24 protein-coding genes are annotated in these 23,697 nt (G+C 65.8%); 20 read left to right on the forward strand and 4 right to left on the reverse strand.

Annotated elements, in window-relative coordinates; genetic code table 11:
* Positions 1-23 precede the first annotated feature (23 nt).
* The 5 genes from AQ610_RS08890 to AQ610_RS08915 all read left to right on the forward strand — a co-directional run bounded on the left by AQ610_RS08890 (position 24) and on the right by AQ610_RS08915 (position 4,991).
* Positions 24-1,301 carry an MFS transporter gene (locus tag AQ610_RS08890; RefSeq protein ID WP_006026897.1) on the forward strand — a complete coding sequence of 426 codons (1,278 nt, stop codon included), beginning with the start codon at positions 24-26 and terminating at the stop codon, positions 1,299-1,301.
* Between the two features lie 4 nt (positions 1,302-1,305).
* On the forward strand, positions 1,306-2,283 hold the full coding sequence (locus AQ610_RS08895; protein ID WP_006026896.1) for a 2-hydroxyacid dehydrogenase: 978 nt from the start codon (positions 1,306-1,308) through the stop codon (positions 2,281-2,283).
* 441 nt (positions 2,284-2,724) lie between these two features.
* Entirely contained in the window at positions 2,725-3,768 is a 1,044-nt protein-coding gene (locus AQ610_RS08905) for a LacI family DNA-binding transcriptional regulator (protein ID WP_006026895.1), read from the forward strand.
* A gap of 57 nt (positions 3,769-3,825) precedes the next feature.
* The gene (locus tag AQ610_RS08910) at positions 3,826-4,614 is read left to right on the forward strand and encodes a YhfC family intramembrane metalloprotease (protein ID WP_006026894.1); all 789 of its coding nucleotides are present in this window, start codon (positions 3,826-3,828) and stop codon (positions 4,612-4,614) included.
* Positions 4,615-4,628: 14 nt separating this feature from the next.
* Positions 4,629-4,991 carry a DUF3022 domain-containing protein gene (locus AQ610_RS08915; protein ID WP_043282698.1) on the forward strand — a complete coding sequence of 121 codons (363 nt, stop codon included), beginning with the start codon at positions 4,629-4,631 and terminating at the stop codon, positions 4,989-4,991.
* 286 nt (positions 4,992-5,277) lie between these two features.
* Here the strand turns inward: AQ610_RS08915 and AQ610_RS08920 are convergent, their stop codons facing one another.
* Positions 5,278-5,712 (reverse strand): PGDYG domain-containing protein, encoded by a 435-nt coding sequence (locus AQ610_RS08920; RefSeq protein WP_043282695.1) that lies wholly within the window; start codon positions 5,710-5,712, stop codon positions 5,278-5,280.
* 190 nt (positions 5,713-5,902) lie between these two features.
* Between AQ610_RS08920 and AQ610_RS08925 the strand changes: the two genes are divergently transcribed.
* Positions 5,903-6,916, forward strand: coding sequence for an extracellular catalytic domain type 2 short-chain-length polyhydroxyalkanoate depolymerase (locus AQ610_RS08925; RefSeq protein WP_009912209.1), 1,014 nt, complete (start codon positions 5,903-5,905; stop codon positions 6,914-6,916).
* Positions 6,917-7,068: 152 nt separating this feature from the next.
* Here AQ610_RS08925 and AQ610_RS08930 read toward each other — a convergent pair whose 3' ends face one another.
* Positions 7,069-7,587 (reverse strand): Spy/CpxP family protein refolding chaperone, encoded by a 519-nt coding sequence (locus AQ610_RS08930; protein ID WP_006026890.1) that lies wholly within the window; start codon positions 7,585-7,587, stop codon positions 7,069-7,071.
* A 564-nt stretch (positions 7,588-8,151) separates the two neighbouring features.
* On the opposite strand from AQ610_RS08930, the gene AQ610_RS08935 reads away from it, so the two are divergent.
* The 6 genes from AQ610_RS08935 (at position 8,152) to AQ610_RS08960 (ending at position 13,277) form a co-directional block, all read left to right on the forward strand.
* Positions 8,152-8,550, forward strand: coding sequence for a hypothetical protein (locus tag AQ610_RS08935; protein WP_045554896.1), 399 nt, complete (start codon positions 8,152-8,154; stop codon positions 8,548-8,550).
* Between the two features lie 70 nt (positions 8,551-8,620).
* Complete coding sequence (locus AQ610_RS08940) at positions 8,621-8,770, forward strand: hypothetical protein (protein WP_006026888.1); 150 nt, start codon at positions 8,621-8,623, stop codon at positions 8,768-8,770.
* A 196-nt stretch (positions 8,771-8,966) separates the two neighbouring features.
* A complete protein-coding gene (locus tag AQ610_RS08945) occupies positions 8,967-9,428 on the forward strand; it encodes an Lrp/AsnC family transcriptional regulator (protein WP_006026887.1) in 462 nt (153 codons plus the stop codon).
* Positions 9,429-9,482: 54 nt separating this feature from the next.
* Positions 9,483-10,586, forward strand: coding sequence for a zinc ribbon domain-containing protein (locus tag AQ610_RS08950; protein ID WP_006026886.1), 1,104 nt, complete (start codon positions 9,483-9,485; stop codon positions 10,584-10,586).
* Between the two features lie 373 nt (positions 10,587-10,959).
* Complete coding sequence (locus tag AQ610_RS08955) at positions 10,960-11,442, forward strand: putative pterin-binding protein (protein ID WP_043282693.1); 483 nt, start codon at positions 10,960-10,962, stop codon at positions 11,440-11,442.
* A 5-nt stretch (positions 11,443-11,447) separates the two neighbouring features.
* Positions 11,448-13,277 (forward strand): ATP-binding response regulator, encoded by a 1,830-nt coding sequence (locus tag AQ610_RS08960; RefSeq protein ID WP_006026884.1) that lies wholly within the window; start codon positions 11,448-11,450, stop codon positions 13,275-13,277.
* Here the strand turns inward: AQ610_RS08960 and AQ610_RS08965 are convergent.
* Positions 13,267-14,118, reverse strand: a complete 852-nt coding sequence (locus AQ610_RS08965) for a helix-turn-helix domain-containing protein (RefSeq protein WP_006026883.1) — start codon at positions 14,116-14,118, stop codon at positions 13,267-13,269. The two genes, AQ610_RS08960 and AQ610_RS08965, sit on opposite strands and share 11 nt — an antisense overlap.
* A 533-nt stretch (positions 14,119-14,651) precedes the next feature.
* Between AQ610_RS08965 and AQ610_RS08970 the strand changes: the two genes are divergently transcribed.
* The 8 genes from AQ610_RS08970 (at position 14,652) to AQ610_RS09005 (ending at position 22,381) form a co-directional block, all read left to right on the forward strand.
* Positions 14,652-15,245, forward strand: a complete 594-nt coding sequence (locus AQ610_RS08970) for an LOG family protein (protein WP_015601217.1) — start codon at positions 14,652-14,654, stop codon at positions 15,243-15,245.
* A 76-nt stretch (positions 15,246-15,321) separates the two neighbouring features.
* Positions 15,322-16,188, forward strand: a complete 867-nt coding sequence (locus AQ610_RS08975; protein WP_006026881.1) for a thymidylate synthase — start codon at positions 15,322-15,324, stop codon at positions 16,186-16,188.
* The gene (locus AQ610_RS08980; protein ID WP_006026880.1) at positions 16,178-16,741 is read left to right on the forward strand and encodes a DUF84 family protein; all 564 of its coding nucleotides are present in this window, start codon (positions 16,178-16,180) and stop codon (positions 16,739-16,741) included. The genes AQ610_RS08975 and AQ610_RS08980 overlap by 11 nt, the downstream gene beginning before the upstream one ends.
* Positions 16,738-18,030 carry an amidohydrolase family protein gene (locus AQ610_RS08985; protein WP_006026879.1) on the forward strand — a complete coding sequence of 431 codons (1,293 nt, stop codon included), beginning with the start codon at positions 16,738-16,740 and terminating at the stop codon, positions 18,028-18,030. The genes AQ610_RS08980 and AQ610_RS08985 overlap by 4 nt, the downstream gene beginning before the upstream one ends.
* Positions 18,027-18,632 carry a phosphoribosylglycinamide formyltransferase gene (gene purN / locus AQ610_RS08990; protein ID WP_009917088.1) on the forward strand — a complete coding sequence of 202 codons (606 nt, stop codon included), beginning with the start codon at positions 18,027-18,029 and terminating at the stop codon, positions 18,630-18,632. The genes AQ610_RS08985 and purN overlap by 4 nt, the downstream gene beginning before the upstream one ends.
* Positions 18,633-18,640: 8 nt before the next feature.
* On the forward strand, positions 18,641-19,828 hold the full coding sequence (locus tag AQ610_RS08995; RefSeq protein WP_231748959.1) for an MFS transporter: 1,188 nt from the start codon (positions 18,641-18,643) through the stop codon (positions 19,826-19,828).
* A gap of 157 nt (positions 19,829-19,985) precedes the next feature.
* Positions 19,986-21,116, forward strand: coding sequence for an amidohydrolase family protein (locus AQ610_RS09000; protein ID WP_045554839.1), 1,131 nt, complete (start codon positions 19,986-19,988; stop codon positions 21,114-21,116).
* Positions 21,117-21,280: 164 nt separating this feature from the next.
* Positions 21,281-22,381 carry a saccharopine dehydrogenase family protein gene (locus AQ610_RS09005; RefSeq protein ID WP_006026875.1) on the forward strand — a complete coding sequence of 367 codons (1,101 nt, stop codon included), beginning with the start codon at positions 21,281-21,283 and terminating at the stop codon, positions 22,379-22,381.
* 19 nt (positions 22,382-22,400) lie between these two features.
* On the opposite strand, the gene AQ610_RS09010 is transcribed toward AQ610_RS09005, so the two are convergent.
* Positions 22,401-23,621, reverse strand: a complete 1,221-nt coding sequence (locus AQ610_RS09010) for an ISL3 family transposase (protein ID WP_045554815.1) — start codon at positions 23,619-23,621, stop codon at positions 22,401-22,403.
* Positions 23,622-23,697 lie beyond the last annotated feature (76 nt).

Here is a 23,697-nt window from a genome sequence, read left to right on the forward strand (position 1 = left end):
GCTCGACACAGGAGACACACACCATGCCTGCAACGCTCGCGATTCGCCGCTGGTGGACGATCATGCCGATCGTCTTCATCACGTACAGCCTCGCGTATCTCGACCGCGCGAACTACGGCTTCGCCGCGGCGGCCGGGATCAATCAGGATCTCGGCATCGGCAAGGGGCTGTCGTCGCTGATCGGCGCGCTGTTCTTCCTCGGCTACTTCTTCTTTCAGATTCCGGGCGCGATCTATGCGGAGCGGCGCAGCGTGAAGACGCTCGTGTTCTGGAGCCTCGTGCTGTGGGGCGCGTGCGCGTCGCTCACGGGCGTCGTCAGCAACATCCCGTCGCTGATGGCGATCCGCTTCCTGCTCGGCGTCGTCGAGGCGGCCGTGATGCCCGCGATGCTGATCTTCATCAGCAACTGGTTCACGAAGCGCGAGCGCTCGCGCGCGAACACGTTCCTCATTCTCGGCAATCCGGTCACGGTGCTGTGGATGTCGGTCGTGTCCGGCTATCTCGTTCACGCGTTCGGCTGGCGCCACATGTTCGTCGCCGAAGGGCTGCCCGCCGTCGCGTGGGCGGTCTGCTGGTGGTTCCTCGTGCAGGACCGGCCCGCGCAGGCGAAGTGGCTCACCGACGAGGAAAAGCGCGCTCTCGACGCCGCGCTCGCGGCCGAGCAGGCGGCGCTCAAGCCGGTGCGCAATTATCGCGACGCGTTCCGCTCGCCCGCCGTCGTCAAGCTCTGCGCGCAATACTTTTGCTGGAGCATCGGCGTGTACGGCTTCGTGCTGTGGCTGCCGTCGATCGTGAAGAGCGGCTCGGCGCTCGGCATGGTCGAAACGGGGTGGCTGTCCGCGCTGCCGTATCTCGCCGCGACGATCGCGATGCTCGCCGCGTCGTGGGCGTCCGACCGGCTCGGCTCGCGCAAGGGCTTCGTGTGGCCGTTCCTGCTGATCGGCGCGGCCGCGTTCGCCGCGTCGTACGCGCTCGGCTCGACGCATTTCTGGCTGTCGTACGCGCTGCTCGTCGTCGCGGGCGCGGCGATGTACGCGCCGTATGGGCCGTTCTTCGCGATCGTGCCGGAATTGCTGCCGAAGAACGTCGCGGGCGGCGCGATGGCGCTCATCAACAGCATGGGTGCGCTCGGCTCGTTCGTCGGCTCGTACGCGGTCGGCTATCTGAACGGCGCGACGGGCTCGCCCGCCGCGTCCTACGCATTCATGAGCGCCGCGCTCGTCGCGGCCGTCGTGCTCACGCTGTCGGTGAAGCCGGCGGGCGCGACGCCGCCGCTCGCCCATCCGTCGCAAGGAAAGTGAACACATGAAGCATCGCATCGTCGTCTACAAGCCGCTTCCTGACGACGTGCTCGCAACCCTGCGCGAGCATGCGGACGTCGTGCTCGCCGAGGGCGCCGACGCGCTCGCGCGCGCGCTGCCCGACGCCGACGGCGCGCTCGGCGCGAGCCTGAGGATCACGCCCGGGCTGCTCGATCGCGCGCCGCGGCTGCGCGCGTGGTCGACGATCTCGGTCGGCTTCGACAACTTCGACGTCGCCGATCTGACGCGCCGCGGGATCGTGCTCGCGCACACGCCGGACGTGCTGACCGAGGCGACCGCCGACACCGTGTTCGCGCTGATCCTCGCGAGCGCGCGGCGCGTCGTCGAGCTCGCCGAATTCGTGAAGGCGGGGCAGTGGCGGCAGAGCATCGGCGAGTCGCTCTACGGCACCGACGTGAACGGCAAGACGCTCGGCATCGTCGGGCTCGGGCGCATCGGCGCGGCGGTCGCGCGCCGCGCGGCGCTCGGGTTCCGGATGCCGGTGCTCTACACGAACCGCAGCGCGAACCCGCAGGCGCAGGCGCAGTTCGGCGCGCGCCGCGTCGAGCTCGACGAACTGCTCGCCGAGGCCGATTTCGTGTGCCTGCAAGTGCCGCTTTCGCCGCAGACGCGGCATCTGATCGGCGCGCGCGAGCTCGCGAAGATGAAGCGCAGCGCGATCCTCGTGAACGCGTCGCGCGGGCCCGTCGTCGACGAGGCGGCGCTCATCGACGCGCTGCGCGCGGGAACGATTCGGGCGGCGGGGCTCGACGTGTTCGAGCGCGAGCCGCTCGCCGCGGATTCGCCGTTGCTGTCGATGCGCAACGTCGTCGCGCTGCCGCACATCGGCTCGGCGACGCGCGAGACGCGCCACGCGATGGCGCGTTGCGCGGCCGAGAACGTGATCGCGGCGCTCGACGGCACGCTCACGCGCAATATCGTCAATCGCGACGCGCTGCGGCGCGCGACATCGACGCCGTGAACGCCGAGCCGAACGCATGCGGCATGCCGCATCGCGCGGCACGTGGCGAACGCAGGCGCCGGATAAGGCTCATCGCTTCGCGCCGTGATTCGGCGGCCGAATCGTCAGCAGTCCGACAGCTTGCGGCTTGGTGCATGAGTGCGGGATTCGACGCGGAGAAAACGCGATGACAATGGGCGACGCAGCGCGCCGCGACTCGACTGACGCCGCGCGTCCCTCCACGCTAGAGGAGGCCATCTTGGTACGGCCCGATTGCCTGCGTTATGATCGCCCGCTGATCGCCGCGCAGCCGCTGCGGCAAGATAGGCGCTCGCGCGCCGTCCTAGGCTTTGCCGGGCCGGAATCGGCCGACAGGAGACATCGTCAGTTGGCCTTTCCATCCAACAACAATGACCCGCCCGCTCGCGAGGCGGAGCGGGCCGCTCGTCACGAGGCGCCACTGTGAGCGATCCACGAACTCAGCCGTCGCGTCCCGCGACGATCAGCGACGTCGCCCGCGAAGCGGGCACCGGCAAGACCAGCGTCTCGCGTTACCTGAACGGCGAAACGAACGTGCTGTCCGCCGATCTGCGCCAGCGCATCGAGGACGCGATCGCGCGCCTGAACTACCGTCCGAACCAGATGGCGCGCGGCCTGAAGCGCGGCCGCAACCGCCTCCTCGGCCTGCTCGCCGCGGACCTGACGAATCCCTACACGGTCGAAGTGCTGCGCGGCGTCGAGGCCGCGTGCCACGCGCTCGGCTACATGCCGCTCATCTGCCACGCGGCGAACGAACTCGAGATGGAGCGCCGCTATCTGCAGTTGCTCACCACCTACCGCGTCGAAGGCATGATCGTCAACGCGCTCGGCGCCGATGAGAATGCGCTGAAATCGCTGCGCGGCGGCGGTATTCCGACCGTGCTCGTCGATCGCAGCGTCGCAGGCTTCGAAACCGACATGATCGGCCTCGACAACGCGGCGGCGATCGAGACGGGCTTGCAGCACCTGTTCGCGCAGGGCTTCCAGTCGATTCATTTCGTCGTGCAGCCGTTCGAGCACGTGAGCTCGCGGCGGCTGCGCGAGGCCGCGTTTCGCGCGCAGGTCGCGGCATCCGGGCGCACCGTGCATCCGACGATCGTGCTCGAGCCGAACGAGCCGGAATCCACGCGGCGCGCGCTCGCCGAGCTCGATGCGCGCATCGACGCGGCCGCGGGCGAGCCCGTGCGGCCCGCGATCTTCGCGGCGAACGCGCCCGTTGCGCTCGTGATCGCGCGGCATCTGCACGCGCGGCTCGGCGACGCGTGGCAAAAGCGCGTCGCGCTGATCGCGATCGACGATCCCGACTGGGCGGAGCTGATCGGCGTGACGACGATCCGTCAGCCGACTTACGACATCGGCTATCGCGCGGTCGAATTCGTTCACGAGCGGATCGACGGCGGCACGGGCGCCTTCCACGAGGCGCTGCTGGCGGGCGAGCTCTGCGTGCGCGCGTCGACGGCGACCTGAGTTGAGTATCATTCGGGGCACGCACCGCACCGGTGCGCGTTTCGAACAAGGATTGTCATGACCGTTGCCCCCGTCACGCTGGCGGCGCTCGTCATCGCCACGCTCATCGTGGCGTTGCTGCCGATCGGCCTCTATCGATTCCTGCGCCGGCCGATGGCGCTCGACCGGCGCGACGCGATCGTCGGCGTCGCCGTCTACACGCTGTTCGCGACGCTGCTCGAACGCGGCGTCTACGCGTTGCTGCTGAGCCAGCCGTCGGCCGTCATGTGGCTGTCGAAGCCCGTCACGTTCGCGGTGTTCGGCACCGCCGTCGCCGCGCTGTTCGAGGAGGTCGGCCGCTATCTCGGGCTGCGCTTTCTCGCGAAGCGCTACGGCCCGTCGAGCGGCGACGCGCGCGGCCTCGCGAACGGCATCGGCCATGGCGGCGCGCAGGCGTGGTTCGTCGGCGTCGTCGTGCTCGCGCAATGGGTCTATCTCGCGTGGCTCGCGAATCGCGGCGAGCTGAACGCGCAACTGTCGACGATGCCCGCCGATCTCGCGCTGCGCATCCAGGTGATGCTCGCGACGATGTCGCCCGTATCGGTCGCGGTGTCGGCGCTCGAGCGCGTCGCGGCGTTCGTCGTGCAGGTCGCGCTGTCCGTGCTGATGTGGCGCGGCATTCGCGCGAACCGGCGCTGGATCCTGCCCGCGATGATCGTGCTGCATCCCGTCATCGATCTGCCGTCGATCGTCTACAACGGCGGCGGCGTGCCGTTCGAATGGATGGTCGCGCTGTATCTGCTCCTCGCGGCGGGCTTCGCCGGCGCGCTGATGAAACTGTGCCGGCCCGCGCGCGCCGCACGCTGAACCGAAACCCGACGATGGACGATTATCAATACGATTGCGCGAGCGCCGAATTCGGCGAGCTCGCGCGCGTGATCTGCGATCTCTTTCCCGAGCAGACGCACTTCGCCGAGCGCACCGACGAAGCGGGGCGCTTTCTCGCCGTGCACTGGCTCGCGATGCGCTTCGGCGCGACGCCGCGCAAGACGACGCTCGACGTGCGCTTCGCGGGCGCCGCGCTGCAGCGCTATCTCGCGCTCAAGCCGATGCAGCGCGCGCGCAGCCATGCGGTGCTGCGCGCGTACGTCGAGGCGACGCTCGGCTCGCTCGAGGAGCGGCATGCGGCGGGCGAGGCGGTGCCGCGCGAGACGACGCTCGAGCTCGGCGACGAGTTCGCGTAACAAGCGCGCGGCGCGTGCCGGCATGCGCCGCGCCGCCTGTCCGATGCCCCAATGCTTCCAATTCCGATCGCGATAAAAAGCCCGCCGTTCGGCAGACGGCGGGCTTTGTATTTGTCGTGGCGCGCTGTTTTTTTTCGCAGGCGGCGCTTGCTCGCGTTCCTGCGCTTGGGCGCCGCGGCGTACGGCGGATTCGTCGAGGATGCGTCGCGGCTCCGGAGTCGGCCGGCTCACGCGGCCGCCGCGCCGGCGAGCGCAACGGGCGAATACGACGCGAATGCGCCGCGCGTCAATCCGCTTTGCGGTACACCTGCGCGAAGCGCTTCGCCTGCACGACGCCGTAATCGCCGGGCGCGTACTGCATCACCCAGTCGCCCGCGTCGCCGCGCAGCGTGTCGCCGCCCGCCGAGCGCGCGATCGAGAACGCCGCGTCCATCCGCTTCGCGAGCACGACGGCCGGGCGGTTGCGGTACGCGCCCGGCGCGCCGTGCGCGGCGCCCGCCGTCGCGGGCGCATACTTCGCGTCGAAGCGCTCGCGCGACACCACCCAGCGGTCGCCCGTCGAACCGGTGACGAGCGCGTCGCCCGCCGCATAGCGGTTCGGGCCTTCGAGGCTCATCAGCTCGCCCGGCTGCGCGGCGAACTCGACCTGAACCGTCTCGTCCTTGACGACGCGCAGCGCGTCCGGATCGTTGCTGAGGTCGACGTTTTTTAGTTCGATCATGTCGATTTTCGTCAATAAAGGCGCATCACTTTAGCGCGAATCCGGGCGCGCGTGAACGCCGACCTTGCGAGCGACGAGCGTTGAGACAAAGATGAAGTGATCGCGTCTCGATTTGCCGTCCGACTGTGTCGACCAGGCCGGGCGACGCCGGCCGTGCTTGCCGTCGCCCGGCGCAGACCAAGGGGAAGCCATGCAGATGCGCCATGCCGCCGCGCGCGCGATGCCCGCCGCCGCGCTCACGATCACGCTCGCCGCCGCGCCCGCGGCGCCGCCGTTGCCCGCGCTGCGCGCGGACGCGAATCGCGTATCGGTGTCCGGCTTGTCGTCGGGTGCGTACATGGCGCTCCAGTATCAGGTCGCGTATTCGGCGTCGGTGATCGGCGTCGGCGTGATCGCGGGCGGCCCGTACTATTGCGCGGCGGGCAGCCTCGCGAACACCGACCTCTGCCGAGGGCTCGTGCCCAACATGGTGCCGGATCCGGGATTGCTGGTCGCCGCCGCGCAGGGCTTCGCCGCGCGCGGGCAGATCGACCCGCTCGCGAACCTGCAGCGCGCGAAGGTCTATCTGTTCAGCGGAACGAAAGACACGATCGTCCGACAATCGGCCGTCGACGCGGCGTGGTCGTTCTTCTGGCTCTCCGGCGTGCCCGTATCGAGCATCGTCTACGTCGCCGACATCCCGGCCGGTCACGCGTTCGTCACGCCGTCCGCGGGCAACGCGTGCGATGCCAACGCCTCGCCGTACATCAGCCATTGCACGGTCGGGCAATCGGGCTACGACCAGGCGGGCGCGCTGCTCGAGACGATTTACGGACCGCTTTCGCCGCCCGCCGCGAAGCCGGCGGGGCGCGCGATCACGTTCGGCCAGCGCGAGTTCGCGCCCGCGTCGAGCGGGCTCGCGGCCGACGGATATGCGTACGTGCCGCGCGCGTGCGACGCGAACGCCGGCTGCAAGGTGCACGTCGTGTTTCATGGCTGCCTGCAGTCGGCCGCCGTCGTGCGCGACATGACGACATACGACAACTGGGCCGACGCGAACGGCATCGTCGTGCTGTATCCGCAGGTTGCAAAGACGAGCACGCCGAACGATCCGCAGGGCTGCTGGGACTGGTTCGCGTACACCGGGCAGAACTACGCGTGGAAGTCGGGCGCGCAGATGCGCGCGGTGCGGGCGATGATCGAGCGGGTCACGTCCGCGCCCTGAGTGACGGGCGGGGCGGCGCGCCTGCCGGGCGGGAGCGGGGCCAAGCGTCGATGCGCTTGCATCACGCGCCGAGCGTTGGGGGCGGACGTCGCGAACGAGCGCGAGCGCGCCGGTTGCCGCATGCGCGCGGCCGGCGCGCTCGCGCGTTCGCGTTACTGCGCGGCGCCGGCGCTCGCGGGGGGCTGGCCGTCCGCCTTGCCCGGATGCTTGCGCGCGCGTGCCTTGCCCGGCTCCGGGTGCAGCCATTTGCGGAACGTCGAGTCGGCCAGCGCCTTCTGCTCGGCCGGGAAGCTCGCGTACAGCGGCGTGAACGCGTCGGCGAGCTTTTTCGCGCCGTCCGCGTTCGCCCGCGTGAGTTCCGCGTACTGGTTCATGTCGTCGAGCGCGGACGCGGTCTTGTTCTCCATCCGCTCGCGATAAAGACGCGCCATCGTTGCGCCGTTGTCGCGCATCGTGTCGGCGAACGTCTTCCATTGCGACTCCTGCTCCGGCGTAATCTTCAACTGGTTGTGCAGGTACGTGATGCGCTCCTCGACGCGCGCTTCATGGCGCGCGGCCGCGGCGGCCGGGGCGGAGGCCGCCGCGGCGGGCGCCGACGCGCTCGTTTGCGCGTGCGCGAGCGTGGCCGCCAGCGCGAGCGCGGCAGCGAAAGTCAGCGAGATCTTTTTCATGGGAGCTCCTGTGTGGTCGTCGGACGAAAATCCGGAAGGCGGGCGCGGCGCTCGACCGCCTGCGCGGCGCGCGTCCCGCGCTATTAGTAGCACGGCGGCGGGCCGTTGGGCGGCAATGCGACATCTGCTTACAACCGAAACGAATCGAAATCGCGGCGGCGCGGGGAATGCGCCGGCCGGCGTGTCCGCCGATGCGTGTTGCGGGTCGGGGCGGGCGCGCATCGAATATGCAGGGGCGCGACGAACGGTGTCCGGTGTCGTCTGCGGCGCGGACGCTGTGCGAGGCATTGCGGGAGTCGAGCAAAGGCCGGAAGCGCGCAAGCGCCGGACGTCACGGCAGCCGTGAATGTTGCGGCAGCGCACGTCCCGGCGATATGCGGACCGGCGATGCGCCGATATCGATGCGTCAGCGCGTTGAGGAAACCCATGCGGCCGCGCCTGCGCGGCGCCGCGTTTCGCCCGCCGGGCGGCGAGCGAGCCTGCGAAATCGTTCTCGATGAGGAGCCTGGCATGCGCACGACGAAGTCATCATCCGGCATTTCCGCGCGACTCGGCGCGGTCGCGATGTTTACCGCACTGTTCACCGCATTCGCGCTCGCGGGCGGCGCCGCGCAAGCCCAGAGCGCCGTGCCGGCACCGGGTTCGGCAGTCGCGACGCCGGACAACGCGATCCTGCTCACCGTCTTTCTGCGGCACGACGAATCGCGTCCGCTCGCCGAGCTGAACGCGCAGCTCGCACGGCAAGGCTTTTACAAGGCGTTTCCGCCGGCGGGCGTCGAGGTCGTGAGCTGGACGGTCGCGATGGGGATCGGCCAGGTCGTCGTGCTGCGCCTGCCGGCGTCGCGGCTGCGCGAGGTGAATCGCGTGCTCGAGGACACCGCGTGGGGCGCGTATCGCACCGAGTTCTATCCGACGTACGACTACAAGGCGATCGGCCTCGCGCAGCACGCGAAGGCGCAGTGAGCGGTGCGAACGGCGAGCAGGCGCCGAACGGGCGCGGCCGGGAAGGGCGGCGGTCGAAGTGCTTCGGCATGTGTCTGGTCGAGCTGACCAGCACACCTGGCTGCGGGAGCACGCGAGCACGTCGGCGTTCCTCGCGGGCAGCGGTGCGCGGCTGCCCGAATTCGACGAGCCGGCGCTGTGCCGCTATCTCGTGCATTCGATCGGCATTGCGCCGGTGTGACGCATCGCATCGTGGCGCGCCCGGTGCGCGGCGGGGCCGTGGCGACGGCCGCTCGAACGATGGACAGGACGACGGATAGAACGACGGATAGAACGACGGATAGAACGGACGATCGGAACGGCCCTTGCGCGGCCGCCGGCTTGGGCGCACGGCCGTTCGGCGCTATCATCGCGGCACCTCCATTCGCCGATCCGCCATGCGCCCACCCCGACTCGATCAACTCGACGACCTCGACCGCAACCTCGTCGCGCTGCTGCAGGCGAACGCGCGCGCGAGCGTCGCGGATCTCGCGCGGCAACTGGGCGTCGCGCGCACGACGGTGCTCGCGCGGATCGCGCGGCTCGAGCGCACGCAGGTGATCGCAGGCTACAGCGTGCGGCTCGGACAGGACGTGCTCGACGCGAGCATCTATGCGTACGTCGGCATCATCCTCGCGCCGAAGTACGGCAAGGATGTGCTCAAGCGTCTCGACCGCATGCCCGAGGTGCAACTGCTGTGCGCGGTGAGCGGAGAGTACGACTATGTCGCGTGGCTGCGCGCCGATTCGCCCGAACGCCTGAACGACCTGCTCGATCAGATCGGCGCGCTCGAAGGCGTCGAGCGGACGACGACGTCGATCATCCTCGCGCGCAAGATCGATCGCGGGACGATCGGCTGACGCGCACGACGCACGACGACGGACACGACCACCCTGACGAGAGAGATCGGGATCATGACGACGAGCCAAACCTATTCGCGCCCCGAGCGGTTGCTGCAGATCGCATCGTGGGGCATTGCCGTGGCGTTCGCGCTGTTCCTCAACATGCTCGGCAGCCTCGTGATCCGCGACATGGCGTTCGCGCCGCGCGGCGGGCCGCCGACGCTCGAGCGCTACGCCGATACGCGGGCCGACGCCGCGCTGCGCGCGACGCAGCGGGAGCTGCAGCGCGAGCAGGGCGCGCTGACCGACAAGGCCGATGCGTTCGCGACCGCCCGCAATCGCGCGCAGCAGGAATACAACCAGGCGAAGGAGAGCTTTCGCAACTGGATCGCGACGCGCAGCGCGACGGGCGACGCGAGCCGCAATCCGGACGTGCTCGCGCGCACGCGCCAGCTTGACGCGCTGCAGACGGCGGTGGCCGGCTGGCAGCGCCAGCAGGACCAGATCGCCGACCAGCTCGACGCGCTGCGCAAGCGCCAGGACGACGTGAGCGCGCAGCTTTCGCAATCGCAGGCGCAGGCCGAGCGGCGCTACGAGCAGGCGAGCCGCCGCTACGAGCTCGTCGTGTTCGCGTGGCGGCTCGCGTTCACGCTGCCGATTCTCGCGCTCGCCGTCTGGCTTTTCGTCCGTTACCGGAAGGTGCGCTACTGGCCGTTCGTCCATGGCTTCGGGATGTTCGCGCTGACGGCGTTCTTCGTCGAGCTCGTGCCGTATCTGCCTAGCTTCGGCGGCTACGTGCGTGTGACCGTCGGCATCGTGCTCACCGTGTTCGCGGGCATCTACATGCTGCGCGCGTTCCAGCGCTACGTCGAGCGCAAGCGCGAGGAGATGCGGCGCAGCCAGCGCGAGCGTGCACAGGCGATCGGCTACGAGAAGGCGATCGCCGCCTATCAGAAAAAGCTCTGCCCGTCGTGCGACAAGCCGTGGAGCCTGGGCGGCGACGGCGCGACGTTCTGCATCCACTGCGGGCTCAGGCTGTTCGAGCAGTGCGCCGGATGCGGCACGCGCAACTTTGCGTTCTTCCCGTTCTGCAGCGGCTGCGGCGCATCGGTCAAGCATGCGGAAGACGGCGGCGCGCTCGCGTCCGGCGCGAAACGGGACGCGGCGGGCGGGTAGCCCAGGCGATCCGCGCCGCGCCGGATCGCAGCCGCCGTCGGCGGCCCGGCGTCCGCCCGGTCCGTCCGCGATCGCGTGCTTTGGCTTTCCGGTGTCCGATCACGGAAAATCCGACGTTTCGGAAAGCCAATTCGCATGCCGGCCGTGTGTTATGCTCGATCGCCGGTTTCATGTCGAAAAAGGCAATGTAATTGTTTTGTCGGCGCCGCGTCGGATATTTCGAATGAGGGCGCTTCGCTCGCGAAAATCGATTTCGCCGGCGTGCTTTGCCGCTCGCAGGTTTGTCGCGATCGGCGGTTTTATGAAAATCAATCAGACCTCGCGTTCAACGAGGCAATTGAAGCGATAAAAATACAGCTATCCGATGGCCAAGATGAAAAAACTGATTTCGCTATTCGCTTTCGCGCTGATGTTCGCTTGCGGAAATGCATTTTCCTTCGATCTGGTGATATCCGGAGATATCGATAAATACACCGATCCGAAAAGCAAGAGCTATGTTTTCAGCGAAACCGAATTGATGCGGATGCCGGTGCGGGAGATCCGGACCTCGACCGCGTGGACCGCGGAAAGCCGGTTCGAGGGCGTGCCGATTCTCGACCTGCTGAAAAAAGTGGGCGCCAGGGGAAAGGCGATCACCGTCTATACGCTGGATGACTATTACGAAGATATTCCCGTTTCGGATTTTGAGAAATATGGTACAATTCTGGCCTATAAAATGAACGGAAAAATGCTGTCCCTGAAGAATTTCGGGCCTTTGTTCGTCATATATCCGCGTGATACCGGAGGCGCCGAATTGAGCGGTCCGCTGTACAGCACTCGATTTCTTTGGCAGGTGTATAAAATCGTCGTCAAGTGAAATTAATGAAATCGTCGCCGATCGGCAGCATCCGGCTTTATCTGGTCCTGACGCTCCTGATGGTTGCGGCGATGTCTTCGGCCATCTATTGCTACAGCAACCTGTTTTCCGAGCGCAGCTTTCTGGCTCTCGTCGGAACGCAGGAAGACTACGCATCGTCTACCGCACAGTTTGAAACCCGGCTCGCGGACTTCGAATTGCTTCTTTACAGGAAGGATTGGGGGTGCCTCAGCGAGTGCAAGGATCTGAAATCGGAATTCGACATTCTCGAATCGAAGTTCTTCGTGCTGTCGAATCGATCGGAATCCACTCGCCTGCTTTATGCGGAGCAGGGTTATGACGAGCGCATCGAGCGGATTCGCACGCTGTTCGCGGACGTCGGGCGCATCATGGAGCTGCCCGGGATGACGCAGAAGTCGCTGACGGAGGTGGCCGAGAAGATACGGTTGATCCGCATCGAGGCGCTGAACCTGTCGGCATTGGCGGCGCACGCGGAGGCGAAGCAGCGTGACCGGACATACCGGATCTTTCTCAAGAATCGCACGATCATCCTGATTGGCGTATCGATCATCATCTCGTCGGTCGCGATCATCGGGTTCATCACGATATTCAACATCCAGCAGAGCAGAAAGACGATCCGGCAGCAGGCGCAGGCGCTCGCCGCGGAACGGCGCGCGACCGCGGCCGCCAGCGAGGCGGTGCGCGCGAAGAATGCGTTTCTCGGCGCGATCGGCCACGAGCTCCGGACGCCGCTGCAGAGCATCACGTCCGCGATCGACGTGATCTCGGGCGCGCGGATCGCGCTCGAGCACACCGACACGATCAAGCGGCTGGAACTCGCGGCGATGCAGATCGAGTCGCAGATGCGCGATCTGACCGATTACGCGCGGCTCGACAGCGGCAAGCTGGAACTGAGAAACAGCGACTTCAGGCTCGCGCCGATCGTCACCGCCACCGCGACCGAGGCGGTCTCGCTGATCGGCAGGAAACCCGTTCGGCTCATCTGCGAGAACCACGGGATCGACGACGTGTGTCTTCATTCGGATGCCGCGAGGATTCGCCAGATCATGACGAATCTGTTGAGCAATGCGATCAAGAACACCCGTGCGGGAAGCGTCAAGCTCTCCTGCGAGCTGGCGCCGGGCGCGCAGGGCGGCCGCCTGCGGCTGCGGGTCGAGGACACCGGCACGGGCATTCCCGCCGACAAGCTCGACCATATCTTCCATCCGTTCACGCAGATCGATCACGGGCAGACGAACATTCACGACGGCGCAGGCATGGGGCTGTCGATCGTGAAGGGGCTGGTCGACTTGTTCGGCGGCGGGATCGGCGTGCGCAGCGAGGTCGGCAAAGGGAGCGTTTTCACCGTCGATTTGCCGGTCCGGATATCGCGCGTCGCCGCGGGGCCGGGCGCGGGCGGCGACGACCCGGCGCAAGCGGAGGACGGCGGCGTTTTCTCGACGCCGCATCATGTGCTCGTCGTCGACGACAACAAATCCGCGTTGAGCTCGTTTTCGTCGCTGCTGGAGCAGATCGGCTGCACTTGCGAGCCGTGCGATTCGGCGGAGCGCGCGATGCAGAAGCTGATGCGCCGTCCGTACGACGTGCTGCTGCTGGATCTCCACATGCCGGAGCGCGACGGCATTTCGGTGGCGAAGGAGTTGCGGCTGACGCGCGGCCCGAACTACAGGATTCCCGTGGTGGGCGTCAGCGCTCACGCACCCGAGCTTCTCACCGAAGAGCAGATGGCGCTGTTCGACGATTATCTGATGAAGCCGGTTCGGCGGGAGATCCTGTTTCGGACGCTGAAGCGGCTGGTTTCCGTCAGCGGTTGAAGTGGCGGTCGAACGCCGCCTTGATGACCGATAGCCGGATCGGCTTTTCATACGGGCCGAGAATGTCGAAAGTGCGCATCGCGCGCGCGATTTCCGATTCACGCTCGCTCGTGTTCAATTGCCCCGTCAGCACCAGAATCGGCGCGTCCGGATTTTCCGATTGCCGGATCTCCGTCATGCAGCTTTCGGACGTTTCGCGGCCGATGATCCAGTCGACGACGAAGCCGTCGAACATGTTGTCCCGCACGGCTTCGTTGAACGAATCGATGTCGTAGTAGGTGTAGGTGTTGAAACCTTGCGCGCGCAGATACTTCGACAACTCGTCCGCCGCTTCCGGCGAGTCGTCCAGAATCGCGATGCTCAGCCTGCGGATCTCCTCGACGGTCGGCGCGATCCTGACCTCGCGCACGGCGTAATGCGGCGCTTCCGGGGCCTGGTCGTGAGCATGGATCGACCATCGATGGTTGATCCGCACGGCGACGAGGTCCGATTTCTGATCGGCGGACAACGCTTCGCCGATATGCGCATGGCATGCGATGCGCGTGTCGCCGATGGCGAGCAGCGCGTCGACGGGATCGCCTTCGACCGGCGCGGCATCGGCGAGCGGCGCGCCGAACAACTGGCCGACATCTTCTCCGAATTCCGCGGTGATCTGGTTGACCTGATGGATCGCCCAGGGGCTTTGGCCTTTGAGCTTGCGATGCGCTTGCGAGAAGCTCAGATTGAGAATCCGGCTCACGGTGTTCGCATGCTGGCGCTTGCTGATGCCGTTCTTCGTCAGGATTTCCCGGATGCGATTGGCGATCTGGATGGCGCTGGAATGCTGTTCGTGACTGTCCATTATCGATAAGCGGTGGCTGTCTGATTTGCGTCTTCTTCGTCGCCGGCCGGTTCGCCGGGCGACGGGCAGTGAGGGCATGCGCGCTCCGGGGGCGGCATGGGCGCGCGAAGCGGACGGTCGGCATCGTAGCGCAAGTATTGCAGGCATGACACTATCGCACAGTCAATCAAAGATCGCATGTCATACCATAATTGGGCGAATAAATTATTCCTTACAGCAATTCTGGCTTAAGCATTGCATTTAAAAATCTGATAAATGCTTGACATGCGATGTTTTGTATCTAGAATGGTGCTGGGTGCGATAATTTGATTGCGTCTCATGCGATAAATGGCTGGCGGCATGCCGGACCGATGCATCCGCCATTCGGCCATGCGTGACGCCCGAGCCGCATCGCCGCACTTTCCTGTCGTCAGACTCGCCCGTTTTCCCGTTTCTCCCGGTTTTTCGCCTCACAGCATTTTGCGCAGCCGATCGGCTTCGATATTCATGGTCCCTGCGAGCACGGGGACCCGAGACAATATTTAGGAAGGCTTATGAGAAGGGATAGATTCCCGAGCGGTTTTCGCGTCACCGTCTACGCCGGATCGTCGTTCGGCATGGATCCCGCATTCGCGCGCGAGACGGAGAAATTCATCGGGGATGTGGTGGCGTCCGGCGCCGAGATCGTTTATGGCGGCGGCAAGGTCGGCCTGATGGGCGTGGTCGCCAATACCGCGCTGGCGGCGGGCGGCAAGGTGACGGGCGTCATTCCGCGGGCGCTGACGAGCGGGGAGATTTCGCACACGTCGCTGACGGCGCTGCATATCGTCGATTCGATGTCGGCCAGGAAGAAGCTGATGGAGGACCTGGGCAACTGCTTCGTCGCATTGCCGGGCGGCATCGGCACGATCGAGGAGACGATCGAGGTGCTGTCGAATCTGATTCTCGGCAATCACAAGAAGCCGATATTCCTGTTGAACGTCAATCGCTATTGGGACCGTCTGCTGGATCTGATCGCGCACGTGGTCGATTCCGGCTTTGCGAATCCGCTCGAGGGCAAGCTGCTCATCCGCGTCGACAGCAACGCGGCGCTGCTCGACGAGCTGGAGCGTTGGAATCCGCCGCGCCCCAGGTGGGGCGAGGGCTGATGTCGAAGTTGCGCCGTTCGTCCGCACGAAGGATGAACATTCACTGAGAAGTCCGAATTTAACCATTCACAAGACTATGGAAAATTTACTTCTGGACGTTACTCCGAGGGCAGCGATTCATCACGGTTTCACGAACATCTACGGCGATTCGGTCGACGACCTGGTCAGGCAGGGCATTCACAACATCGTGAAGGAGGGAAGAAAGATCAAGTCGCGCGCCGGAGACGCGATGCAGGCGTATGGCGTCAACTACATCCTGAAGGACCCGCGCAGCCGCGTGCATTCGCTTCGAAACGGCGCAAAGCGATACCTGTGCCGCGAACTGCTCGCGTATTTCAGCGGCAGCCTGAAGGCCGAGAACGGCCTCGCGAACGCGTCGAAGTTCTGGATGACGCTCACGGACAAGGACGGGAACGTCAATTCGAACTACGGGTATTACGTGTTCTACGAGCCGGTCGAAAAATACGGCAACCAGTACAACTGGATCGTCAGCATGCTGAAGTCGAACCAGGACTCGCGCCGCGCGATCATCAACATCAACCAGAACTACCACAAGTCCGATACGAAGGATTTTCCGTGCACGATCGGGATGCAGTTCTTCATTCGGGAAAACCACCTGTTTTGCGAGACGATCTCGCGCAGCACCGACGTGATCACGGGGCTGCCGTACGACATGGGTTTCTTCTCGTTCGTTCACGAACTCGTGCATAGCGATCTCGTGTCGCAGGGCTACGACGATCTGCAACTGGGCTCGACCATCATGAAGACCACGTTCACGCAGATTTACGACAACGCGATGGAGAAGGCGAAGGACGCGATGAACGGCCGCGGCGACACCGAAATGATGCCGGAAATCTCGTCGGCGAAGGATACGCTGGGCGACATCTACGCCGGCTCGGCAAAAACCGATGTAATCAAGTGGATTTACGAGAATGCCGAATAACCCGACGATCCTTGCAATCGCTTCGGCAAACGAAGCAAAAGTCAATGCGCTGCGCAGCGTGGCCGGCGCGGTCTTCGAGTCGCACCGGATCGTTCCGGTGCCGGTCGACTCAGGCGTGTCCGAAACGCCTGACAGCGACGCGCAGGCGCTGGCGGGATGCCGCAATCGCCTCGTGGCCATGCAGGCGCGCTGTCGCGACGCCGTCGATTACTGGGTGGCGCTCGAAGGGCTGATCGAGCGCACCGGTTTTGGCGATTTCGTGTACGGCTGGGCCGCCGTGCTGCGCGCGGGCGAAGAGACGCCCGCCTATGGATGCAGCGGCAAGGTGATGCTGCCGCACGGCCTGCTGAACGCGTTGCCGCCGGGGGAAAGGCTGTCGGCGTTCATCAAGGAGACACTCGATGCGACGGGCGACAGCGTGATCGACGTGCTCGGCACGAACGGATTCCTGACGAACGGCCTGTACGACCGGACCATGGAGTTCGAAACGGCGATTCGCTGCGCGTTGGGCGTCGCACTGAATCCGAAACGCACCGCGAGCGCCGCGATATGAACGACGACATCCTGTATGCGGGCATCGAGTATCTCGATCCCGGCACCTGCCGGCTGGCGACGGCCGACATTCGCGTGAAGGACGGCCGGTTTCACAGCATCCGGCCGGCCGGCGCGCCGCGCCCCGATGGCGTCGCGACGGCGGACGGGACGGGGCGCGTGATGTTTCCGGGGCTCGTCAATGCGCACCTGCATCCGAGCAAGGAGCTGTACGGCGATCTGCACGACTTCTCGCCGATTCAGACGGTGCTCGACAGCGTGCACAAGAACAACCGGCTCGAAAGCGCGCAAACGCAGTATGCGGCCGCGCTCTACAGCATCATGCGCAACGTGCGCAGCGGCGTGACGAGCGTCGGCGTGTTCACGAGCCGCTTCGAAACGGATGCCGACGCGTGCAAGGCCGTCGGCGTGCGCGCATCGGTCCAGTTCTGCCAGAGCGATCAGTGGCTCGGCGGCGGGAGCAAGCCGTCGGCGTACGGCATCGACGAGATCATCCGCAGATACGAGCGGTCCGTCGATACGCACGCGACGCCGCTGATCGATCTGCAGCCGGCCACCGCGTCGGAGCTGTCCGCGAGCGACGATTTGATCCGGCAGTTGCATGGATTGGCGAAGGCGCGCGGCAAGACGTTCTCGATGCATGTTCACGAGGGGCGAACGCAGGTGAAATCGTTTCGCGACGCGCACGGCATCAGCGCGATCCGGCATCTTGGCGGGCTGGGCGTGCTGGACGAGCACCTCACGCTCGTCCATGCGAGCAGCGTGGACGATGACGATGTCGCCGAGATCCGTCGGTCGCGCGCGAACCTGGTCCATTGCCCGATCAGCAACAGCTTCGTCGGTGCGGGCAGGATGCCGGTGCGCCGATTCGCCGGCGCGCGGCACATGGGGCTCGGCACGGACGCGGCGATGGTCAATCCGGAAAACCGCCTGACGAACGATGCGATGTTCTGCCTCTATCACCACGGCGAGCACGATCTCGACGACAAGCTGAGCGCGGCGGAGGTGCTCGGCATGTTGACCGCGTCGGGCGGCGAGAGCATCGGATTGCGCGGGATCGGCGCGATTCGCGCCGGCCGCCGCGCGGATTTCATCGTCTTTCGGCGCGACCGCTTGACGGAGGCTTACGGCAACAGCCCGATTTCCCATTTGCGGCTGCTGCGCAACGAAAACCCGGACCAGGTATTCGTCGACGGACGGGCGATCTTCTCGGACGGGACGTTCGCGTTCGTCGATTTCGACGAATGGCGGTCGCGGTTCGAGGCGCTCAGAGAAGAGGTGACGGCATGAAGAAGATTGCATTTCTGTTTTCCGGGCGCGGATCGCTGATCGGCTCCGTCGTCGAGGGCATCGGGCGATCGTCGGTGCCCGCGGAGATCGCGCTCGTGATCACGAACAACAAGGCGTTTCCGGCCGAGAACGGCTCGCTTGCGGGGCGGTTTCCGGTCAGCCGGGTCCTGCACTCGGATTTCGCCGATCGCGAATCGTTCGAGGCCGAAATTTCCCGGCAGCTCGACGCGAACGACATCGATCTGATCGTCCTCGGCGGGTTCCGGCGCATTTTCTCGCCGGCCTTCGTCGACAAATACGGGAGCCGGACGATCAACACGCATCCGTCGATCCTGCCGGCGTTTCCGGGCGACGGCGCGCAGCGCCGCGCGCTCGAGGCGGGCGTGAAGGTGACGGGCGCGACAGTGCATTTCATCAACAACGAAGTGGATGCGGGGCCCATCATCGATCAGGGCGTCGTGCGCATTGCGCCGGGCATGACGGAGCAGGCGCTGAAGGAAGCAATCATCAAGGTGGAAGAAGTCATCATCGCGGACGCGGTCACGAACATCCTGGAAGACCGGATCGCCGTTCGCGACGGAATCGTGAGGGTCGTTCAATGAAAGAAAACGTGAAAACCGGAAACTTCGCATCGGCGGTCGTCGTTGCGCTCATTCTCTTTGTCGCGATCGTCAGCCTGGGCACGTCGCTTGCCATATTGCCGATCTACGTGAACAAGGTGTTGGGACTGTCGCCGTATTTCGTCGGCGCGGTCGTCACGGCCGAGTCCGTCTCGACGCTGCTGTCGCGCGCGTACGCCGGCCGGTTCTCCGACACGCGGGGCCCGAAGACCGGCATGATCCGCGGGCTGCTGCTGATGTTCGTCGCGGGCGCGCTGTGCGTCGCGGCGCTCGCGACGCACGGCGCGAGCGCATACCTTTCGTTTGCCGTGGTGTTCGGCAGCCGCGTGCTGATGGGCGTCGGCGAGAGCCTCATCTTCACCTGCAGCGGAACGTGGCCGATCGGGCTTGTCGGGCGCGAGCACGCCGGCAAGATCATGTCGTGGGTCGGGATCGCGATGTTCCTCGGGCTCGCGATCGGAAACTACGCGGGCGTGTGGTCGTATCAGCACGTGGGGCTCGTCGCCGGCGCGGCGGCGATGACGGGGCTGCCGCTGCTCGGAACCGTCGTCGTATGGTTCATCAAGGAGGTCAGCGTCCATGACGATGCAGGCCATCTGCCGCTCAGTTATGCGGTGAAGCGCGTGTGGAAGGCCGGCGCGGGCTTCGCGCTCGCCAACGTGGGATACGCGTCGGTCACGTCGTTTCTCGCGCTGCTGTTTCTCGACAACGGCTGGAACGGCTATGCGGCGCTCGCGCTCGCGCTGTTCGGCATCGGCTACGTCGCGGCGCGGCTGCTGCTCGGCTGGCGCGCCGATTCGTCGGGCGTCAACACAATCGTCGTCTCGCTCGCGATCGAGGCGGCGGGCCTGCTTTGCCTCGCGTATGCGAGCACGCCGCTCTACGCGTCGATCGGCTCCTTGCTGGCGGGCTTCGGCCTGTCGATGGTCTATCCGCTGCTCGCGCTTCCCGCGATCAAGAGCCTGCCCGAAAAGAACATCGGGCTTGCGCTGAGCACCTATGAATCCTGCTTCGACATCGGGATTCTCCTCGCCGGCGCGGCGGGCGGGATCATTGCGTCGCACGTCGGCTATGCGTCGATTTTCGTCTTCGCATTCGTCTGTTCGCTGCTCGCGATCGTTTGCTCGTATTTCGCCTATCAGCAGCTCTTTTCGGAGGTCGGCCGAGCGGCGACCTGACGCACGTTCGCTGACGGGGCCCGGCCGGCGAGCGCGGCGGCCGGGCCGAAACGACACCTCATCCGCGAGCGGCTCCCCGCAGCGGCGAACAACGTCGCGGGCCCGGCGCGGGTTCCGCGCGCGCCGGGGCGGCGGCTCGCACCAGGACGATACGGATATGCCTATCGAAATGTCTTGCGCAGCACGACCGTGGGTGATCAGCGACACGATGCGCTTCGACAGCGCCGGATGCGCGTTCGAGCGATGCGATATCGAGATCGCCGGCGGCAGGATCGCAGCTATCGTGCCGGCCGGCAGCTCGGCGCTCGCCGAAGGCATCGACGGCGCGTCGCTCATCTGCACGCCGGGCGTCGTCGATATCGCGCCGCCGGACGGCCGAATCCATCCGTCGTGGGCCGCGGTTGCCGAGCCGCCCGCTTGCGTCACCACGATGGCCCGCCATTGCACGGGCGACGCACCTCTCGATGCGGGAGCCGCCGCGGCGGCCATGCGACGTGTCGCGCTGCTGCGCGTCGACGATCGGCGCCCGGAGCAGGCCGACGCGTGGCCGGGCTGGATGCCGGCCACGTCGGCCGCGCACGCCGGCGCTGCCGCGCCGGACGTTCCGTCGCTCGTCACGGCGCTGCCGGTGATCGCGAGCGGCGATCTCGCGTCGGCGGCCGAGATCGTCGCGTGGGCGCACCGCGCGAAGCGCGCGGGCACGCGGATCGGCATTCAGTTCTCCGCGCACTCCGATGTCGCGCACGAGTTTCGCGCGCGCTTCTGCTGCTCGGAAGCGGCATTGATCGCTTATCTGATGGCCGACGACAAGCGGGTGACGGTGTTCGGCGCAGCGCCGCTCGACGGGCGGGACATCGCCGCGCTGGCGCGCACGCGAAGCCATGCGGTGATCGACGCGTGCCGCGACGGCGAGCGCGTGCGAGGGCGGAGCGCCTATGCGCCGCTGCTCGAAAAGGGCAGGGCCGCACTGCGTTTTCGCGGCGGCGCGGCGTTGCATCGCTTGATGCGCGAGACGGAGCGTGCGTCGGCTGCGCTCCTGGACCGCTGCGCGCTTGCGTTGACCCGCTCGGCCGCGGCGGCGCTCGGTCTCGACGACGTAGGCGCGATCGCGCCGGGCATGAAGGCCGACCTCTGCCTGTTCGAGCGGCAGGCCGGCGACGATTTGCGTGGCGGTGGCGCGACGCTGCTGTCGCTGCTCGCGACGCGCGCGCCGCGAGCGGTGCTCGTCGACGGACGCTCGCGCGTGTGCGCGAAGGCGGCGCTCGCCGCGACCGGCGCTGCGCATTGATACGGCGTTTACGTCAACTCGACGAAGCATATCGTCAAATCGTCGAAAATTGACGTCGTTTCGCATCACTTTTCGTCTATAAAGTGTTTTTGCACATCCGTACACTTTCCTGCAGGGCAACACGCCGTTTACAACAAACAATCACCTTGTCAGGAGAGAACGACATGAAAATCGCCATCGTCGGCGCGGGTCTCATCGGCCACACCATCGCTCATCTGCTGCGCGAAACCGGCGACTACGAAGTCGTCGCGTTCGATCGCGATGCGGACGCGCTCGCGAAACTCGCCAGCGAAGACATCGCGACGCGGCGCGTCGATTCCGCCGACGCGGCCGCGATCCGCGAAGCGGTGAAGGGCTTCGACGCGCTCGTCAACGCGCTGCCGTATTACCTGGCCGTCAATGTCGCCGCCGCCGCGAAGGCCGCGGGCGTGCATTATTTCGATCTGACCGAGGACGTGCGCGCGACGGGCGCGATCCGCGAGCTCGCCGAAGGCTCGGATCGCGCGTTCATGCCGCAATGCGGCCTTGCGCCGGGCTTCATCGGCATCGCCGCGCACGAGCTCGTGAACGGCTTCACCGAGGTGCGCGACGTGAAGATGCGCGTCGGCGCGCTGCCCGAGTATCCGACCAACGCGCTCAAGTACAACCTGACGTGGAGCGTCGACGGCCTCATCAACGAATACTGCCAGCCGTGCGAAGCGGTGCGCGACGGGCGCCGCCAATGGGTGCAGCCGCTCGAAGGGCTCGAGCACTTCTCGCTCGACGGCACCGAATACGAGGCGTTCAACACGTCGGGCGGCCTCGGCACGCTGTGCGAGACGCTCGAGGGCAAGGTCGAGACGCTCGACTACAAGTCGGTCCGCTATCCGGGCCACCGCGAGCTGATCCAGTTCCTGCTCGAGGATCTGCGCCTGGCGACCGACCGCGACACGCTGAAATCGATCATGCGCCGCGCGGTGCCGTCGACGAAGCAGGACGTCGTGCTCGTGTTCGTCACGGTGACGGGCGTGAAGCACGGCCAGCTCGTGCAGGACGTGTTCACGCGCAAGATCTTCGCGAAGGAAATCTGCGGGATGCCGATGAGCGCGATCCAGATCACGACGGCGGGCGCGATGTGCGCGGTGCTCGATCTGTTCCGCGAGAAGAAGCTGCCGCAGAGCGGCTTCGTGCGCCAGGAGCAGGTGCCGCTGCACGCATTCCTCGCGAACCGCTTCGGCAAGCTGTACGAGGGCGGCACGCTCGAGCGGATGCACGCGCTCGCGTGACGCGACGTAAAAAAACGGTTCATCGCGGATTACCGGGGAACGCGGCGCGGATCTTGAGAAAGAAGTATTCCTCGTCGCGGTACCCGTAAGCCCGACGCTTGATGACCTTGATGGTGTTGTTGATGCCTTCGACGATGCTGGTATTAAGCGGATGTCGGCAGCGGGCCACGATTCCGTGCCAGTAACCCTGCAGGCGCTGCGCAAACAGTTGCAGCGCGGCAATTCCGCTTTGCCGGGCTTGCTCGATCCATTGTTCCCAGGCCTTTTCCGCCCAGGCAGGCTTGCGGTAGAACCAGAGCCGCTTGAGTTCGTCACGTAGCACGTAGACGCACAACAATGGCTGATTGGCGGCCAGCAGTTCCTTCAGATGCACGGACTGCTCGGGCTTCAGGTTGTGGCGGTTGCGCAGCAGCAACCAGCGGCTGGACTTCAGGACCTTCCGGGCCGGCCGGTCATGGCGCAACTGATTAGCCTGATCGACCCGCACCCGATCAATCACCTCACGCCCGTACTTGGCCACGACGTGGAACAGGTCGTAGACGACCTCAGCCTGCGGACACTGCGCTTTGATCTCCAACTCGTAGGCCGTGGTCATGTCGATGGCCACTGCTTCGATGCGCTCGGCAACACCCGGTGGAAGCTGTTCGAAGAAGGCTCTGGCCGTCTCGCGCGAGCGTCCCGCTCCAATCCAGAGCACTTGCCGACCAATCGGATCGACCACCACCGTGGCGTAGCGATGACCTTTATGGAGCGCGAACTCGTCCATCGCCAGATAGCGGATCGTCGACCAGTCAGGATCAGCCACACGCGCTCGCAAGCGCATCTTGTCGATCGATTTGACCGTGTGCCAGCCCAAATCGTAGAAGGCGGCGACCGCCTGCACGCTGGCCGCCTGCAGCAGTTTCTCGCAGGCCTTGGCAAATCGCTCCGTCACTCGCTGGTAACGGCCCAGCCACGCCAGTTTCTCCAGTCGCGGACCGCCGCAGCGTTCGCACCAGACTCGGCGGCGGGGGACGTGCAGTACCACCCGGTACTCGAACAGTGGCAGATCGCGCACCCGGCGAACCGTCGTCTCATGAATCTGCTGGCAGCGTGCACCGCACTGTTCGCAGTACATGACCTTGCTGACCGGCTTCAAATACAGCGACAGCGTACGGCCTTCTCCTTCCGGCCATTCCACCCCCTCTAACCGATAGCCGGTCCAGCAACCCAGTGCTTGAAGTGCCTTGCGATCGAGCAATTCTGCCTCCTGACCTCCTTAAAGTCAGGCGTCAGGTTACGCAATCGCCATCAAACCCTCCACGGTTTCCTGCGAT

The sequence above is a fragment of the Burkholderia humptydooensis genome (assembly GCF_001513745.1).
Lineage (GTDB): Bacteria > Pseudomonadota > Gammaproteobacteria > Burkholderiales > Burkholderiaceae > Burkholderia > Burkholderia humptydooensis.